This window comes from Pseudomonas sp. UF-293 (assembly GCF_058245595.1).
Window position 1 is genome coordinate 168,080 of record NZ_JBSICA010000002.1, and the last position, 14,023, is coordinate 182,102.

Annotated in this window: 17 protein-coding genes; 6 read left to right on the forward strand and 11 right to left on the reverse strand. The window is 60.3% G+C overall.

What is annotated here, in order from left to right; genetic code table 11:
- The first annotated feature begins 12 nt into the window (after positions 1 to 12).
- From AC4IHP_RS03190 to AC4IHP_RS03200, 3 genes are all read left to right on the forward strand, one after another.
- Positions 13 to 1,116 carry an OmpA family protein gene (locus AC4IHP_RS03190; protein WP_490830854.1) on the forward strand — a complete coding sequence of 368 codons (1,104 nt, stop codon included), beginning with the start codon at positions 13 to 15 and terminating at the stop codon, positions 1,114 to 1,116.
- Positions 1,117 to 1,140: 24 nt separating this feature from the next.
- Positions 1,141 to 1,788, forward strand: coding sequence for a pyridoxamine 5'-phosphate oxidase (gene pdxH, locus AC4IHP_RS03195; protein WP_460124661.1), 648 nt, complete (start codon positions 1,141 to 1,143; stop codon positions 1,786 to 1,788).
- Positions 1,789 to 1,968: 180 nt separating this feature from the next.
- The gene (locus tag AC4IHP_RS03200; protein WP_016771369.1) at positions 1,969 to 2,433 is read left to right on the forward strand and encodes an outer membrane lipoprotein; all 465 of its coding nucleotides are present in this window, start codon (positions 1,969 to 1,971) and stop codon (positions 2,431 to 2,433) included.
- A gap of 72 nt (positions 2,434 to 2,505) precedes the next feature.
- Here the strand turns inward: AC4IHP_RS03200 and AC4IHP_RS03205 are convergent, their stop codons facing one another.
- The 5 genes from AC4IHP_RS03205 to nhaA form a co-directional block, all read right to left on the reverse strand.
- Positions 2,506 to 2,757, reverse strand: a complete 252-nt coding sequence (locus AC4IHP_RS03205) for a pyocin S6 family toxin immunity protein (protein ID WP_460124664.1) — start codon at positions 2,755 to 2,757, stop codon at positions 2,506 to 2,508.
- Positions 2,758 to 2,779: 22 nt separating this feature from the next.
- Entirely contained in the window at positions 2,780 to 3,025 is a 246-nt protein-coding gene (locus AC4IHP_RS03210; protein ID WP_460124666.1) for a colicin E3-like toxin immunity protein, read from the reverse strand.
- Positions 3,026 to 3,277, reverse strand: a complete 252-nt coding sequence (locus AC4IHP_RS03215; RefSeq protein WP_434767940.1) for a colicin E3-like toxin immunity protein — start codon at positions 3,275 to 3,277, stop codon at positions 3,026 to 3,028. It lies immediately after the preceding gene.
- 7 nt (positions 3,278 to 3,284) lie between these two features.
- Positions 3,285 to 4,499: an S-type pyocin domain-containing protein gene (locus AC4IHP_RS03220; protein WP_490830855.1), complete on the reverse strand. Its 1,215-nt coding sequence runs from the start codon at positions 4,497 to 4,499 to the stop codon at positions 3,285 to 3,287.
- A gap of 171 nt (positions 4,500 to 4,670) precedes the next feature.
- Complete coding sequence (nhaA, locus tag AC4IHP_RS03225) at positions 4,671 to 5,855, reverse strand: Na+/H+ antiporter NhaA (protein WP_490830856.1); 1,185 nt, start codon at positions 5,853 to 5,855, stop codon at positions 4,671 to 4,673.
- Between the two features lie 248 nt (positions 5,856 to 6,103).
- On the opposite strand from nhaA, the gene AC4IHP_RS03230 reads away from it, so the two are divergent.
- Positions 6,104 to 7,198: a PLP-dependent cysteine synthase family protein gene (locus AC4IHP_RS03230; RefSeq protein WP_490830857.1), complete on the forward strand. Its 1,095-nt coding sequence runs from the start codon at positions 6,104 to 6,106 to the stop codon at positions 7,196 to 7,198.
- A 138-nt stretch (positions 7,199 to 7,336) separates the two neighbouring features.
- Here the strand turns inward: AC4IHP_RS03230 and AC4IHP_RS03235 are convergent, their stop codons facing one another.
- Together AC4IHP_RS03235 and AC4IHP_RS03240 are read right to left on the reverse strand one after the other, a co-directional pair.
- Positions 7,337 to 8,950 (reverse strand): NAD(P)/FAD-dependent oxidoreductase, encoded by a 1,614-nt coding sequence (locus AC4IHP_RS03235; RefSeq protein WP_490830858.1) that lies wholly within the window; start codon positions 8,948 to 8,950, stop codon positions 7,337 to 7,339.
- A gap of 96 nt (positions 8,951 to 9,046) precedes the next feature.
- On the reverse strand, positions 9,047 to 9,700 hold the full coding sequence (locus tag AC4IHP_RS03240) for a COG3650 family protein (RefSeq protein ID WP_490830859.1): 654 nt from the start codon (positions 9,698 to 9,700) through the stop codon (positions 9,047 to 9,049).
- A gap of 136 nt (positions 9,701 to 9,836) precedes the next feature.
- Here AC4IHP_RS03240 and AC4IHP_RS03245 point away from each other — a divergent pair, with 136 nt between their 5' ends.
- The gene (locus AC4IHP_RS03245) at positions 9,837 to 10,184 is read left to right on the forward strand and encodes a hypothetical protein (protein ID WP_490830860.1); all 348 of its coding nucleotides are present in this window, start codon (positions 9,837 to 9,839) and stop codon (positions 10,182 to 10,184) included.
- 4 nt (positions 10,185 to 10,188) lie between these two features.
- On the opposite strand, the gene AC4IHP_RS03250 is transcribed toward AC4IHP_RS03245, so the two are convergent.
- Complete coding sequence (locus AC4IHP_RS03250; protein ID WP_490830861.1) at positions 10,189 to 10,788, reverse strand: short chain dehydrogenase; 600 nt, start codon at positions 10,786 to 10,788, stop codon at positions 10,189 to 10,191.
- 103 nt (positions 10,789 to 10,891) lie between these two features.
- Here AC4IHP_RS03250 and AC4IHP_RS03255 point away from each other — a divergent pair, with 103 nt between their 5' ends.
- Positions 10,892 to 11,806 carry a LysR family transcriptional regulator gene (locus tag AC4IHP_RS03255; RefSeq protein ID WP_490830862.1) on the forward strand — a complete coding sequence of 305 codons (915 nt, stop codon included), beginning with the start codon at positions 10,892 to 10,894 and terminating at the stop codon, positions 11,804 to 11,806.
- Between the two features lie 98 nt (positions 11,807 to 11,904).
- Here AC4IHP_RS03255 and AC4IHP_RS03260 read toward each other — a convergent pair whose 3' ends face one another.
- From AC4IHP_RS03260 to bufB, 3 genes are read right to left on the reverse strand one after another with little or no spacing between them, the layout of a single operon-like run.
- On the reverse strand, positions 11,905 to 12,381 hold the full coding sequence (locus AC4IHP_RS03260; RefSeq protein WP_460124683.1) for a DoxX family protein: 477 nt from the start codon (positions 12,379 to 12,381) through the stop codon (positions 11,905 to 11,907).
- Positions 12,378 to 13,136, reverse strand: coding sequence for an HvfC/BufC N-terminal domain-containing protein (locus tag AC4IHP_RS03265; RefSeq protein WP_490830863.1), 759 nt, complete (start codon positions 13,134 to 13,136; stop codon positions 12,378 to 12,380). The genes AC4IHP_RS03260 and AC4IHP_RS03265 overlap by 4 nt, the downstream gene beginning before the upstream one ends.
- The gene (gene bufB, locus AC4IHP_RS03270) at positions 13,133 to 14,020 is read right to left on the reverse strand and encodes an MNIO family bufferin maturase (RefSeq protein WP_460124689.1); all 888 of its coding nucleotides are present in this window, start codon (positions 14,018 to 14,020) and stop codon (positions 13,133 to 13,135) included. Before bufB ends, AC4IHP_RS03265 begins: the two co-directional genes overlap by 4 nt.
- Positions 14,021 to 14,023: the final 3 nt, after the last annotated feature.

Genomic DNA, 14,023 nt, shown 5'->3' on the forward strand with positions numbered 1-14,023 from the left:
TGTGGATTTTCAATGTCATCTAAAAAGACCCTCGCCCTGGCCCTGTGTGTAGCGATCACCGGTTGCGCACAGAACCCGAAAAACGATGCAGACGGTGGCAGTTGGTGGCCGTTCGGTTCTTCCGACAAAGTCGCGGCCAAAGATTCAGCCCCGGCCCCGGCTCCTTTGAAACCTGCGGCGACCGCGCCAGTGGCCAAAGCCGAAAGCAGCAACCCGTGGTACTGGCCGTTCGGTTCCAGCGATGAAGCAGTCAAGGCCGATCTGAAGGCCGAGGTCAAACCTGAAGCCAAACCGGTCGAAGTGGCCAAAGCCGAGGCGCAGTCCAATGGCAAATGGTGGTGGCCGTTCGGCGGCAAGGATCAGCCAACCGTCAAAGCCGTGCCGATGCCGGATCCGAAGGTGACTCAGGCCTGGCTCGACGACTACGAGCCGCGTCTGCGTGAGGCGGTGAAGGACAGCAACCTGCAACTCGAGCGTCGCGACAACGTGCTGGTGGTGACGGCGCCGGTTGAAGGTTCGTTCAACCCGGATCGCCCGGCGATGCTGCTGCCGATCACCCTTGGCCCGTTCACTCGCGTGGCGAAAATCCTTGAAGCCGACCCGAAAACCGCCGTGCTGGTGCTCGGTCACAGCGACACCAGCGGTGCTGCGCCGGCCAACATCAAGCTGAGCCAGGAGCGTGCACAATCGGTGGCGGCAATCTTCCGCCTCAGTGGTTTGCAGCGCGATCGCCTGATGTTGCGCGGCATGGGTTCCGAAGCGCCGCGTGCGGCCAATGACAGCGTTGAAGGCCGTGCCTTGAACCGTCGTGTCGAGCTGTTGGTGACGCCGCAAAACACCATGGTCGCGCTGCTGAGCAAATACAACATGCCAGCGCCGAAGCCGGTGACGATGGTTGCTGCGCAAGACGTCAAGCCAGTGGCCAAACCGGTTACCCCGGCGCCTGCCGCGAAAAAAGCCGCTGTGCCGGCGGCGAAAAAGGCGCCAGCCAAGAAAGCTGCCGCCAAGGCCCCAGCGAAGAAGGCTCCTGCCAAGACTCCGGCGAAAAAGACTGCGCCAGCCAAAGCCGCCGCGACCGACAAGAAAGTCGCCGCAGCCGACGCCGCAAAAAAGTGATCCGCTAACGAAAAGGAATCCGCCATGACCCAGGCTCTGGCCGATATGCGTCGCGACTACACCCGTGACGGTTTGACCGAGGCGCAAGCCCCGGCCGAGCCGTTTGCGCTGTTTCACCAGTGGTTCGCCGATGCGGTGAAAACCGAGCAGGCGCCGGTGGAAGCCAATGCCATGACCTTGGCCACGGTCGATGCCGACGGTCGTCCGCATTGCCGCATTTTGTTGCTCAAAGGCCTGGACGAGCAGGGCTTCACCTTCTTCACCAACTACGACAGCGCCAAGGGCCAGCATCTGGCGGCCAATCCGTTTGCCGCCATGACTTTCTTCTGGCCAACGCTGGAGCGTCAGGTGCGCGTCGAAGGGCGGGTAGTGAAGGTCACGCCGCAGGAGTCCGATGCTTATTACCAGGTGCGTCCTCTGGGCAGTCGTCTCGGCGCCTGGGCCTCACCGCAGAGCCGGGTCATCAACGGTCGTGGTGAATTGGAAGATCTGCTCAAAGCCACCGAGCAACGCTTCAGCGACACTCAGCCGCACTGCCCGGAACATTGGGGTGGTTATCGTTTGTTGCCCGAGCGCATCGAGTTCTGGCAGGGCCGTCCGAGCCGTCTGCACGATCGCCTCAACTACCGCCTCCAGGGCGCCGAGTGGATTCTGGAACGACTGGCACCCTGAGCAGTCTACCGAGCGAGATAAACGCGGATGGCGCAGGATCGCTGATTTGACGCTACCTTGATGGGACGCTCGCGGGCATCTGTACCAGGCCTGAATGGAAGCCAATTTTATCCGGATGGTGTCGTGACAGGCGCCAGGCCACGGGGTTTAATGAACACATGTTCTTTTGGAGTTGATGCTATGCGTAAGTCTGTTCTGCTGGTTGCTTCCTTTTCGACGATGGCGATGTTGCTGACCGGCTGCCAATCGAGCCTCACCGGCGACTCCTACTCCCGTGACGAAGCGCGTCGCGTGCAGACGATTCGCATGGGCACCATCGAATCCCTGCGACCGGTAAAAATCGAAGGCACCAAGACCCCGATCGGCGGCGCAGCGGGCGCAGTGGTCGGCGGCGTCGGCGGTAGTGCCATCGGCGGCGGCAAGGGCAGCATCGTCGCTGCGGTCATCGGTGCAGTGGCTGGCGGCCTGCTTGGCTCGGCCACCGAAGAAGGCCTGACCCGCACCCAAGGCGTGGAAATCACCGTCCGCGAAGACGACGGCAGCATGCGTGCCTATGTGCAGCAGGTTCAGGAAAATGAAGTATTCCGCGTTGGCGAGCGGGTACGGATTTCCACCGTTGGCGGAACCAGCCGCGTTTCGCACTAAGCGGGAAGGCGGGTAAAAGAAACCCCGATCAGGTGACTGGTCGGGGTTTTTCTTTGTTTGTGAATTGCTCATTCAGTATGTGGCGCAGGTGCCCATGAAGTATTCGAGGCCCTTTGGAAAACTGACGTTGAGCAGGGTTTCCAATGCGGTTACCTGATCCTGAGTCAACAGCAGCTCGCCGGGTTCCACCTCATCCAAGGGCTTGGATTCAATGAGCTGAGCCACTTTTTCATTCATCTCGCTGCCTGTGATATCCAGCTCGAATTGCAAGGAGTCATCTTGGACTTCGTCAGGGAAAAAACCGGTAATTAAAAGAAAGTGCATGGAGCTAATACTTCCGGGGCTGTTAGCCGTAGTCAAACGAAATTTGATAGTCGTGAACTCTCAAATCGATTTGATGTTGAAAATACGGCTGAATGGTGGCGAGCCAATTTTGAGCGACGTTGAAACTGCCATTGTTGATGTTGTCTGCGGCGGGAATCCCCAAGGCGCTTAACACTGACTCGTCACCACCCAGGTCTTTTGACGACTCTTCCCCCTGAAACTCCAAGGCTGCTGTGTCGTACCATTCCAATCTCAGTTCCAGTCCCATCTACCATTGATCCCGGTAAACGAACGATACCTGATAGTCGTAAGAAGAAAATTGAATGGAATGCTGGAAGTGGGGCTGGAGAGTCTTGATCCAATCGGCTTTCACATCAAATCCGCCGTTATTGAAGCTCTTCGACGGTAGGCCTAATGCTTCCATTAATGAGCCGTCCTCGCCTAGGTCTTTCGATAGTTCCTCCCCTTCACCCAGTTCGGTTTGTTGGTCATACCATTCGAGTCTGGCTTTAAGTCCCATGTAATCCTCATAAATATTTTTTGATACTACGGTTCTTTTTGGGTGGATCTATCTGTTCACCAGTTCTGTGGTCGTAAGAGCCTAAATGGCTACCATCGCTTGCGCGGTAGGCTTCAAGCTCGCCATGTAGATAGTCCCATTCATAGATTATTCGGCCTTTTGCGTTGATCCAGCGATCCCTAAGCCCACCGTTGAACGGTGTTTTCTTTTTCGCTCTTCTTAAATCGGGAAAGGCTGTGATATCCGACGTTTCGGGAGCGGGGTGATAGGTATGTCCCGCTTCAGCGGTGCCTTTCGCAGAGCTGACAACGATATAAATCGGTTTTACACCCGAGTCTGCGGGAAACACCAGAATGAAATCTTTGTACTCCGGTGGATAAAGCGGATTCACCAGTATCCCGTCCGCCGCCTTCGTCGGTGGATACACCCAGATATGCGGTGCCTGCGGTGCGGCCTCCAGTGCTGGAATGCCGAGAATGTCCGAGCCATCCACCGCCGGGGTCCAGAGCAGTTCGACGCCTTCACCAAGATCCGCAACGAACCGGTCGCCGCGGGCAATGAACTGCACGACATCGACCATTTCCCAATCGCGGTTCTTACCGGTGTAGAAACCGTAACCCTTGAGGCTGCCGTCGGCCTGTTGCTCGACGCGCAGGCGCACGCGGGTTCGGGCTTGTTTGAGTGTGCTTAGTTGCTCATCGGTGTAGAGCGCGCTGTCGCCCAGGCTTGACGGCATCAGCAGCGCAACCAGGCCCACCAAAGACGCAGCGGCTGCGCTTGATGCGAGCGCTGGCAGCGCTTCAAAAGCCGAACCTGCCAGTGCCAGACTGCCGAACCCGACCGGGATGGCGTTGGCGCTGATTTTCTTGAGAGGAATGCCGCCGCTTGCGTCGGCTTCGCGAGCGCCGAGCAGGATCAGCTCGCCGTAATCCTTCAGGCTGTCGGTCGGCACCATGCCGGAAGGATTGCTGTAATCGATAATCGCATCCGGCAACTTGCAGGACTTGGCGAATACACAGCCGGCACGCACGGCTTCAGGTTTTTTCGCAGGCACTTCACGGCTGTGCTCGAAAGCCTCCTGCCGCGCCAGCATCGCGTCGTAAGCGTTTTGCCCGGCTTCGCGCTCGGCCAGTTCTGCGGCCGTCATATACCGCCAGGTAACGTGATGCCCGTCGCCCTGCGGTGGGTTTTGCACCCGGGGAATGTCCTTGTTCCGCGCCACTGATCGTCCCTTCGTTCATCATCGACAGCCCCTCGGAAAGGGGCTGCAGGACGTTATCGAAGCGGAGAAAGTGTGGCTGTAGGACGGGTCGCTAATGACGTGGGGATTGTTCGCTGCGTAACTGTCAGGCGGAGAATCTGTGGCGAGGGGCAAGCTCCCTCGCCACAGGGGTCATTGCAGTTGTGAATTCTTGCGACTCGCCGCCGCCGTCACCGCATAACCAATCACCGCTGCGAGAATCGAGCCGGTGAGGATGCCCATGCGATCCATGCCGGCGTAATCACTGACGCCGGGCTCGAAGGCCAGCGAGCCGACGAACAGGCTCATGGTGAAGCCGATGCCGCAGAGGATCGCGACGCCGAGGACCTGGCCCCAGTTGGCGCCTTGGGGCAGGGCGGCGATGCCGATCTTGACCGCCAGCCAGGTCAGGCCGAACACGCCGACGGTCTTGCCCAGCAGCAGGCCGATGGCGATGCCCATCGGTACGTCGTGGGTGAAGCTTTCGACGGTGACGCCGCTCAGTGACAGGCCGGCGTTCGCGAAGGCGAACAGCGGCAGGATGCCGTAGGCGACCCAGGGGTGCAGCGCGTGTTCGAGGGTCAGCAGCGGCGACGACTCGGCGTTTTTCGTGCGCAGGGGAATGCAGAAAGCCAGGGTCACACCGGCCAGTGTCGCGTGGACACCGCTCTTGAGCACGCAGACCCAGAGGATCAGGCCGATGATCATGTACGGCCCGAGCTTGACCACGCCGAGCCGGTTCATCGCCACCAGCGCGGCAATGCACGCAGCCGCCAGGCCAAGGGACAGGGTCGAGAGTTCGCCGGAATAGAAGATTGCGATGATGACGATGGCGCCGAGGTCATCAATGATCGCCAGGGTCATCAGGAACAGTTTCAGCGACACCGGCACGCGTTTGCCGAGCAGGGCCAATACGCCGAGGGCGAAGGCAATGTCGGTGGCGGTCGGAATGGCCCAGCCACTCAGGGCGGCAGGGTTGTCGCGATTGAGGAACCAGTAGATCAGCGCCGGCACCAGCATGCCGCCGATCGCCGCTGCGCCAGGGAGGACGATCTGTGAGGGCCTGGACAGTTGACCGTCGAGCACTTCGCGTTTCACTTCCAGACCGATCAGCAGGAAGAACATCGCCATCAGGCCGTCATTGATCCACAGCAGCAGGGGTTTGGCGATTTTCAACGCACCGATCTGCGCCACCACAGGGGTGTCGAGCAGGCCGGTATACAGCCACGACAGCGGTGAATTGTTGATGATCAGCGCGAGAACGGCTGCGGCGATCAACAGCAGACCGCTGGCGGCTTCCAACTGAAAGAAACGCGTGAAAGTGCTACGCAGAGGCAAGGTCGCTCTCCATCGATTCAAGAAAAGGTGAAACACCCTAACCCGTACCGTTAGTTGTTAAAACAAAAGTTATATTCTTTTTTGTTATATGTCGTTACAGGCTGTCTGCCTCGGGCAACACTGAGCCTAGCAGTTGCCTGACACATTGAGACTCAGCTGTATCTTTGCCGTCTGCCGGATTTTTCCTAAGCTTGCGCCAGACCTTTTCAGGAGACCGATCTCCTGCTGATTCAACGAGAACCGAAACCATGAGCGACAACCGACAGTGGGCCCGCGAAGCCATCCGCATCATTGAGGCGGACTTCCAGCGCAGCGCCGACACCCACCTGATCCCCTTGCCGCTGCCAGGTTTTGCCGGCATCGAGTTGTATTTCAAGGACGAGTCCAGCCACCCGACCGGCAGCCTCAAGCATCGCCTGGCACGTTCGCTGTTCCTTTACGCGCTGTGCAACGGCTGGCTGAAACCCGGTGCGCCGGTGATCGAAGCGTCCAGCGGCTCGACGGCGATTTCGGAAGCGTATTTCGCGCGCATGCTCGGTTTGCCGTTTATCGCGGTGATGCCCGCGACCACCTCGAAAGAGAAGATTGCCCAGATTGCCTTCTACGGCGGCCAGAGCCACCTGGTGCAGGATCCGACGCAGATCTACGCCGAATCCGAGCGCCTGGCCCGCGAGCATGGCGGTCACTTCATCGACCAGTTCACCTACGCCGAACGTGCCACCGACTGGCGAGCGAACAACAACATCGCCGAGTCGATCTTCCAGCAGATGCGCTACGAAAAACACCCTGAGCCGACCTGGCTGATTTCCAGCCCCGGCACTGGCGGCACTACGGCGACCCTCGGCCGATACGTGCGCTATCGCCAGCACTGCACCCGGGTGTTGTGTGCCGATGCCGAGCGCTCGGTGTTCTTCGATTTCTACCAGACGGGAGATGCCAGCCTTCGCCTGGACTGCGGCTCACGCATCGAAGGCATTGGCCGGCCTCGGGTCGAAGCGTCGTTCCTGCCCAAGGTGATCGATGCGATGGTCAAGGTGCCGGACGCCTTGTCGCTGGCGGCCATGCATTATCTGGCGCAGCGTTTGGGGCGGCATGTTGGCGGGTCGAGCGGGACCAATCTGATCGGTGCGCTGATGGCGGCGCAGCAGATGAAAGCGGCGGGGCAGTCGGGGTCGATCGTGGCGATCCTGTGCGATGGCGGCGAGCGTTATGCCGACACGTATTACGATCAGGAATGGCTGAAGGCGCAGGGGTATGAACTGGGTGATTTGATTGCAGCGGTGGCGGCGAGTGCCGAGCGCGGGGAGGCGCTGCCGGGCTCGGTGCTGCGCGCGAATATCTAAAGCCAAATGCAGAAACCACTGTGGGAGCGAGCCTGCTCGCGAAGGCGGAGTCACATTCAACAACTTCGTTGAGTGACAGACCGCTTTCGCGAGCAGGCTCGCTCCCACAGGGTTTTGCGTTGTTGCGAACTTAGCGGATCAGGCGTCGAGGCCGAGGATATCCCGCGCCACTGCCTCGGCAATGCGAATCCCGTCGACACCCGCCGAGAGAATTCCGCCCGCATAGCCCGCGCCTTCACCGGCCGGGAACAGGCCTTTGACGTTCATGCTCTGCAGCGACTCGTTGCGGGTGATGCGCAGCGGCGACGAAGTGCGCGTCTCGATTCCCGTCAGCACCGCGTCGTGCAGGGAATAACCGCGAATCTGCTTCTCGAACGCCGGCAAGGCTTCACGGATCGCCTCAATGGCAAAGTCCGGCAGCGCCAGCGCCAGATCGCCCAGCGCGACGCCCGGCTTGTACGACGGCTCGACTTCGCCCAGCTCGGTCGAAGGCTTGCCGTTGATGAAGTCGCCAACCAGTTGCGCCGGAGCCTTGTAGTCGCTGCCGCCAAGGATGAACGCGTGGGATTCCAGGCGCTCCTGCAACTCGATACCGGCGAGCGGGCCGCCCGGATAATCGACTTCCGGGGTGATGCCGACGACGATGCCGGAGTTGGCATTGCGCTCGTTACGCGAGTATTGGCTCATGCCATTGGTGACCACGCGATTGGGCTCGGACGTCGCCGCGACCACAGTGCCGCCCGGGCACATGCAGAAGCTGTAGACCGAACGGCCGTTCTTGGCGTGGTGCACCAGTTTGTAATCGGCAGCGCCGAGTTTCGGGTGGCCGGCGTACTTGCCCAGGCGCGCGCGGTCGATCAACGATTGTGGGTGTTCGATGCGGAAACCCACCGAGAACGGCTTGGCTTCCATGAACACACCACGGCTGTGGAGCATGCGGAAGGTGTCGCGGGCGCTGTGGCCGAGGGCCAGGACCACGTGTTTGGAATGCAGGGTTTCGCCGCTGGCCAGTTGCACGCCCACCAGTTGGCCGTCTTCGATCAGCACGTCGCTGACGCGCTCCTGGAAGCGCACTTCACCGCCCAGTTCGCGGATCTGCTCGCGCATGTTTTCGACCATACCGGTCAGGCGGAACGTACCGATGTGCGGCTTGCTGACGTAGAGAATTTCTTCCGGCGCACCGGCCTTGACGAACTCGTGCAGGACTTTGCGGCCGAGGAATTTCGGGTCCTTGATCTGGCTGTAGAGTTTGCCGTCGGAGAACGTCCCCGCGCCGCCTTCGCCGAACTGCACGTTGGACTCGGGGTTGAGTACGCTTTTGCGCCACAGGCCCCAGGTGTCCTTGGTGCGCTGACGGACTTCGGTGCCGCGCTCGAGAATGATCGGTTTGAAGCCCATCTGTGCCAGCAGCAGGCCGGCGAAAATGCCGCACGGGCCGAAACCGACGACGATCGGCCGCTGGCCGAGATCGCTGGGTGCCTGGCCGACGAATTTGTAGCTGACATCCGGTGCCACGTTGACGTTACGGTCGTCGGCGAACTTGCCCAACACCTTGGCCTCGTCGCGTACGTTGAGGTCGATGGTGTAGATGAAGCACAGTTCGGAGGACTTTTTGCGCGCGTCATAGCTGCGCTTGAACAAGGTGAAATCGAGCAGATCATCGCTGGTGATGCCCAGGCGTTGCACGATGGCGACGCGCAGGTCTTCTTCGGGATGATCGATTGGCAGCTTGAGTTCGGTGATTCGTAACATGGCGGGGATCCGGATTCGCGGGGCGCACAACTGCGCCAGGGCGTTTGAAGGCGGCGATTATAAGCCGCCGCGAGCGGATCCGTGGGGGAAAAACGATCAGTCGTTGCGTGCGCCGCCGAAATAGCCGCAGCCGCGCTGGACCTGACCGTCGATACGCAACTCGGCGCTCATGTGCTGCACGCTGCCGGTGCTGCTGTCGGCACAGCGCTGTGGCGCGATCCACAATTCAATGCGCTGGTTGTTGGCTTCGCTGCTGAGATTGAAGCGGCCGTCGCCCAGTTGCTCTTCCACATACGGCACGGCCAGTGGAGCCTGGCCGTCGCGCTCGATGACCATGCCTTTGCCGCTGACCTTCACATTCCACTCCGGGCCATGGCCGGCAGCGCGCAGAATCAACAGTTTGAAGTTTGGATCGTCGCAGGCCGTGCCCGAGCGTTCGACACGATACAACTGACCCAGGTCGAGGCGGTCGCCGGAGACCTTGCCGCGCACATCGGCAAACAGCTTGCCCTGCTCGTCGGCGAGGGTGGCGGCCTCTTGCAGGACGCTGGTACCGCCGATGTCGTTGACCACCAGTTGCCGCTGATCCTGACACGGCTGGAACATCAGTTTGCCGTCGGCGGCGGTCAGTTGCCCCTGCATGCGCGTCTGCCCGGCATGGGACACACTTTCCCGCTGGCCGTCGAACAACTGGCAGGCGGCAAACAACGGCAGCAGGGCAACGAGGATGATCGAACGGGCAACACGCATCTTTGGCTCTCCAGACAAGTGTCGCCACGTTACTGAGGCTGAGTGCCGATCACAAGGTCTGGTCTGCCACTATTGAGTCAGGCGCGGGAGCGCCGCATAGTCTCATGCACTTTTTTGATAGATCAGGGAGTGTTCAATGAGATGGAAAATTGCGCTGTTGCTGTTGGCATCTGCAAGCGCTGCCAGCGTCCAGGCAGCCGATTTGGCTTTCTCTTCAGGGGTTGATTTCACAAAGATGGTAATGCTGCTCAAGGATGATCAGGGGCCCAATCCGGATCTTGTCGAACTATCCCTGGTGTTGACACCCGCAGCCACTGAGAGGGCTAAGGCAATCAGTCATCAGGCGATGGGCCAGCCATTGAATCTTTCGATCAACGGCCAGCACATTTCCACGGCGACAGTGCGATCCGAGCTGGGTGGGGAGTTCAGGATCTCAATGTCGCGGTCTGTCGCCAAACGGCTTTTACCTACCTTGATCGATTAGTCATTCAGGCCACGTGAAACGTCTGCCCTGTTTGCAGGCCTTCGACACTTTTCGCGTAGGCCAACGCCACTTCCACTGCAGGAACTGACTTGAAGCCACGGAAGTAAGGCGCGTATTTGCCCAGGGCTTCGGTCAGTACGGTCGGGCTCACCGAGTTCACCCGCAGACCACGCGGCAGTTCGATGGCGGCGGCGCGGACGAAGCTGTCGAGCGCGCCGTTGACCAGCGCTGCCGAGGCGCCGCTGCGAATCGGGTCGTGGCTGAGTACGCCGGTGGTGAAGGTGAACGAGGCGCCGTCATTGGCGTACTCGCGGCCGATCAGCAGCAGGTTGACCTGGCCCATCAACTTGTCTTTCAGGCCGAGGGCGAAGCTGTCTTCGGTCATTTCGTCCAGCGCTGCGAACGTCACGTTGCCCGCCGCGCAGATCAGCGCGTCGAACTTGCCGGTCTGTTCGAACAGCTTGCGGATCGAGGCGCTGTCGCTGATATCCACCTGCAAGTCACCGCTGCTGCGTCCGATACGAATGACCTCATGGCGTTGTGACAACTCGGTGTCCACCGCCGAACCGATGGTGCCACCGGCGCCTATCAACAGAATCTTCATCGAGCTGTACCCCAAGTGAGTAATGAGGTTTCAGTCTAGAGTGGTTTTTTCGGTGGATAAGCGCACTAATAGGCAACCTTTGGTTTTCAAATGGAAACAATCCATGAGCGAAATGGATGACCTCGCTGCGTTTGCGGTACTGATCGAGGCCGGCAGTTTCACCCTCGCTGCACAGCAGTTGGGCTGCAGCAAGGGCCAGTTGTCCAAGCGCATCAGCCAGCTCGAAGCACAATTCAGTGTGGTGTTGCTGCAACGCACCACCCGGCGCTTGAGCCTGACGGCAGCGGGGGCGGCGCTGCTGCCACAGGCGCAGGCGCTGGTGGCTCAGGTCGAACGCGCGCGGCAGGCTTTGGCACGTTTGAAGGACGACATGGCCGGCCCCGTACGCATGACGGTTCCGGTATCGCTCGGCGAGACTTTCTTCGATGGCTTGCTGCTGGAATTTTCCGGGCAATACCCTGAGGTGCAGATCGAGTTGGAGCTGAACAACAACTATCGCGATCTGTCGCGCGATGGCTTTGATCTGGCGATTCGCGCCGAAGTGGCCAATGACGATCGGCTGGTGGCCAAGCCGCTGTTGGCGTGGCACGAAATGACCTGCGCCAGCCCGGCCTACCTTGAGCGATTCGGCGAGCCGGCGACGCCGCATGCCTTGGCCGAGCATCGTTGCCTGCTCAACAGTCATTACAGCGGGCGCGAAGAATGGCTGTATCACCAGCAACACGAATTGCTGCGGGTGCGGGTCTCAGGCCCATTCGCCAGCAACCATTACAACCTGCTGAAAAAAGCCGCGCTGTCCGGTGCCGGCATCGCCCGTTTGCCTTCGTATCTGCTGCAAGCCGAATTGGCTGACGGCCGCTTGCGCTGGCTGCTGCGCGATTACCAGACCCGACGGATGCCGATGTATCTGGTGCACCCGTATCAGGGGGGATTGCCGAAACGCACGCAAGTGCTCGCGGATTATCTGATGGGCTGGTTCAAGCGCAGTGGCGTGGCGCTGGATCGACTCCAGCGCTGACACCGAACCTTTGTAGGAGCTGCCGAAGGCTGCGATCTTTTGATTTTTAGAAGCAAGATCAAAAGATCGCAGCCTTCGGCAGCTCCTACTGTTTCAAGTCAGCCTTGGCATCGGCGGGCAATCAGGTGATCGATCGACAATTTGCCCGGCCCGGTCGCCATCAGGTACAGCAACACCGCCGCCCAGGTGCCGTGGGTCGGGTAGGCATCCGGGTAGACAAACAGTTGAATGGTCAGGGTCATGCCGAGAAGAGCCAGCGCCGAAAACCGCGTCGCCAGGCCGAGCAGGATCAGCAGCGGAAACACATGCTCGGCAAACGCCGCCAGATGCGCGGCCATTTCCGGCGACAGCAACGGCAGGTTGTACTCGCTCTGGAACAACGGAATCGTCGAATCGGCCAAACGTGGCCAGCCCAGTTCAAAGGTGCCGTCAATCAAGTCGATGGCCAGACCTTCGACCTTGGTTTGCCCGGACTTCCAGAACACCGCGGCAATGGAGAAACGCGCGATGAAGGCAATCAGGCTGTGCGGGATTTTTTCGAACAGCGCGATGACGCGCAGGATAAAAGCGTTCATGGCAACTCCTTGTAACTCAGCTGGGTGATCGCGTTGTGCGCAATCAGTAAGGCGAGGGTTTGGGCGAGATCGAACGGCGGACTGTTCTCTGCCGCCGCGAGCAATGGCGAACCCTTGAGCAGATGGCGAATGAACACGCTCGCCCCCGGCTCAAGAGCAAATACTTCAACGTCGAGACCGTTGCGCAGTACCAAGGCATGCTGGCCCTGGTTCAGGCCGATTCCCGCCAGACCTTGCTCCTGCTGATGCGCGGCCCAGATCGCAACGACCGCGTAGGCTGAGTCGAGCAGGTGCAGGGAGGGATGCAGTTTGAAACACAACTCACTCAGCGACTGCGGATCGGCCAGCGCGGCGCTGACTTGCTCCGGCCGGATGGGCTGCGCATCGGCGGCGTGGTAAGCGACAGTGCGCAGGTACTCGAGGCGCGCGACGTCCGCGACATAAGGCACGCCGGCAATCGGTTCGAATTGCGCGATGAAGTCGGCGAAGTCCTCGCCATAACGGCTCATCAACGGACTTCGCGGCGGCTGACCGCGTACGAAAATCGCCGCCATGGCACGGAAAAATTCCTCACCGACCAACTGCTGCACCACCGGGTAACTGTCGGCCAGAGCATTGATCAGCGAGCTCTGCACATTGTTGCGATAAACCGCGAAACGCCGTGACGGATCGGCGCCGTTGCGGCTGCACAGGCCCTTGGGGTACGGCAGTTGCACATTGAGCAGGGCGGCGGCGAAGTCCGCTTGCGTACTCATGCCGCACGCTCCGCGCGACGCAACAGCGTCGCGGCTTGTCGCGCTTCGGCGAGCAATACGTCAAAGGCCGGCACGTGATTATCACGTTCGATCAACGTCGCCACCGGGCCGATACGGCGCAGCACTTGCCGGTACAGATCCCAGACGGCCTGATCAATCGGCGCGCCGTGATCGTCGATCAGCAAGCGGTCGCCGAGGTTGTCGCAATCCTCAGCGAAGCCGGCCAGATGAATCTCGCCGACCGCGTGCAGCGGTAACGCATCAAGGTAGGCCAAAGGATTGCGCTGATGATTGATGCACGACACGTAGACATTATTGACGTCTAGCAACAAGCCGCAGCCGCTGCGGCGGATCACTTCGGCGATGAACTCGGCCTCGTCGATCGTCGAGTGCTCAAACCCCAGATAGGTCGCCGGGTTCTCCAGCAGCATCGGTCGTTTCAGAGTGTTCTGCACCTGGTCGATGTGCGCACAGACGCGGTTCAGCGTCGGCGTGTCATAGGCCAGTGGCAGCAGATCATTGAGGAACACCGGGCCGTGGCTCGACCAGGCCAGATGTTCGGAAAAGGCTTGCGGTTGATAGCGCTCGATCAGCTCGGCAAGGCGTTTGAGGTGCTGGCTGTCTAGCGGGCCTTCGCCACCGATCGACAGGCCCACGCCGTGCAATGACAGCGGGTACTGCTCGCGGATCAAACCGAGAAAATGATGAAACGGGCCGCCGGCCACCATGTAGTTTTCGGCGTGGACCTCGAAGAAACCAAGGTCGGGAATGGAGCCGAGCACTTCGAGGAAGTGCCCGGTCTTGAGCCCCAGCCCGGCGCGGGCAGGAAGCTCGGAACGAGCTGCCTGAGTGCGCGGCAGGGACGGTTCGTGTTGATTGAACATGGG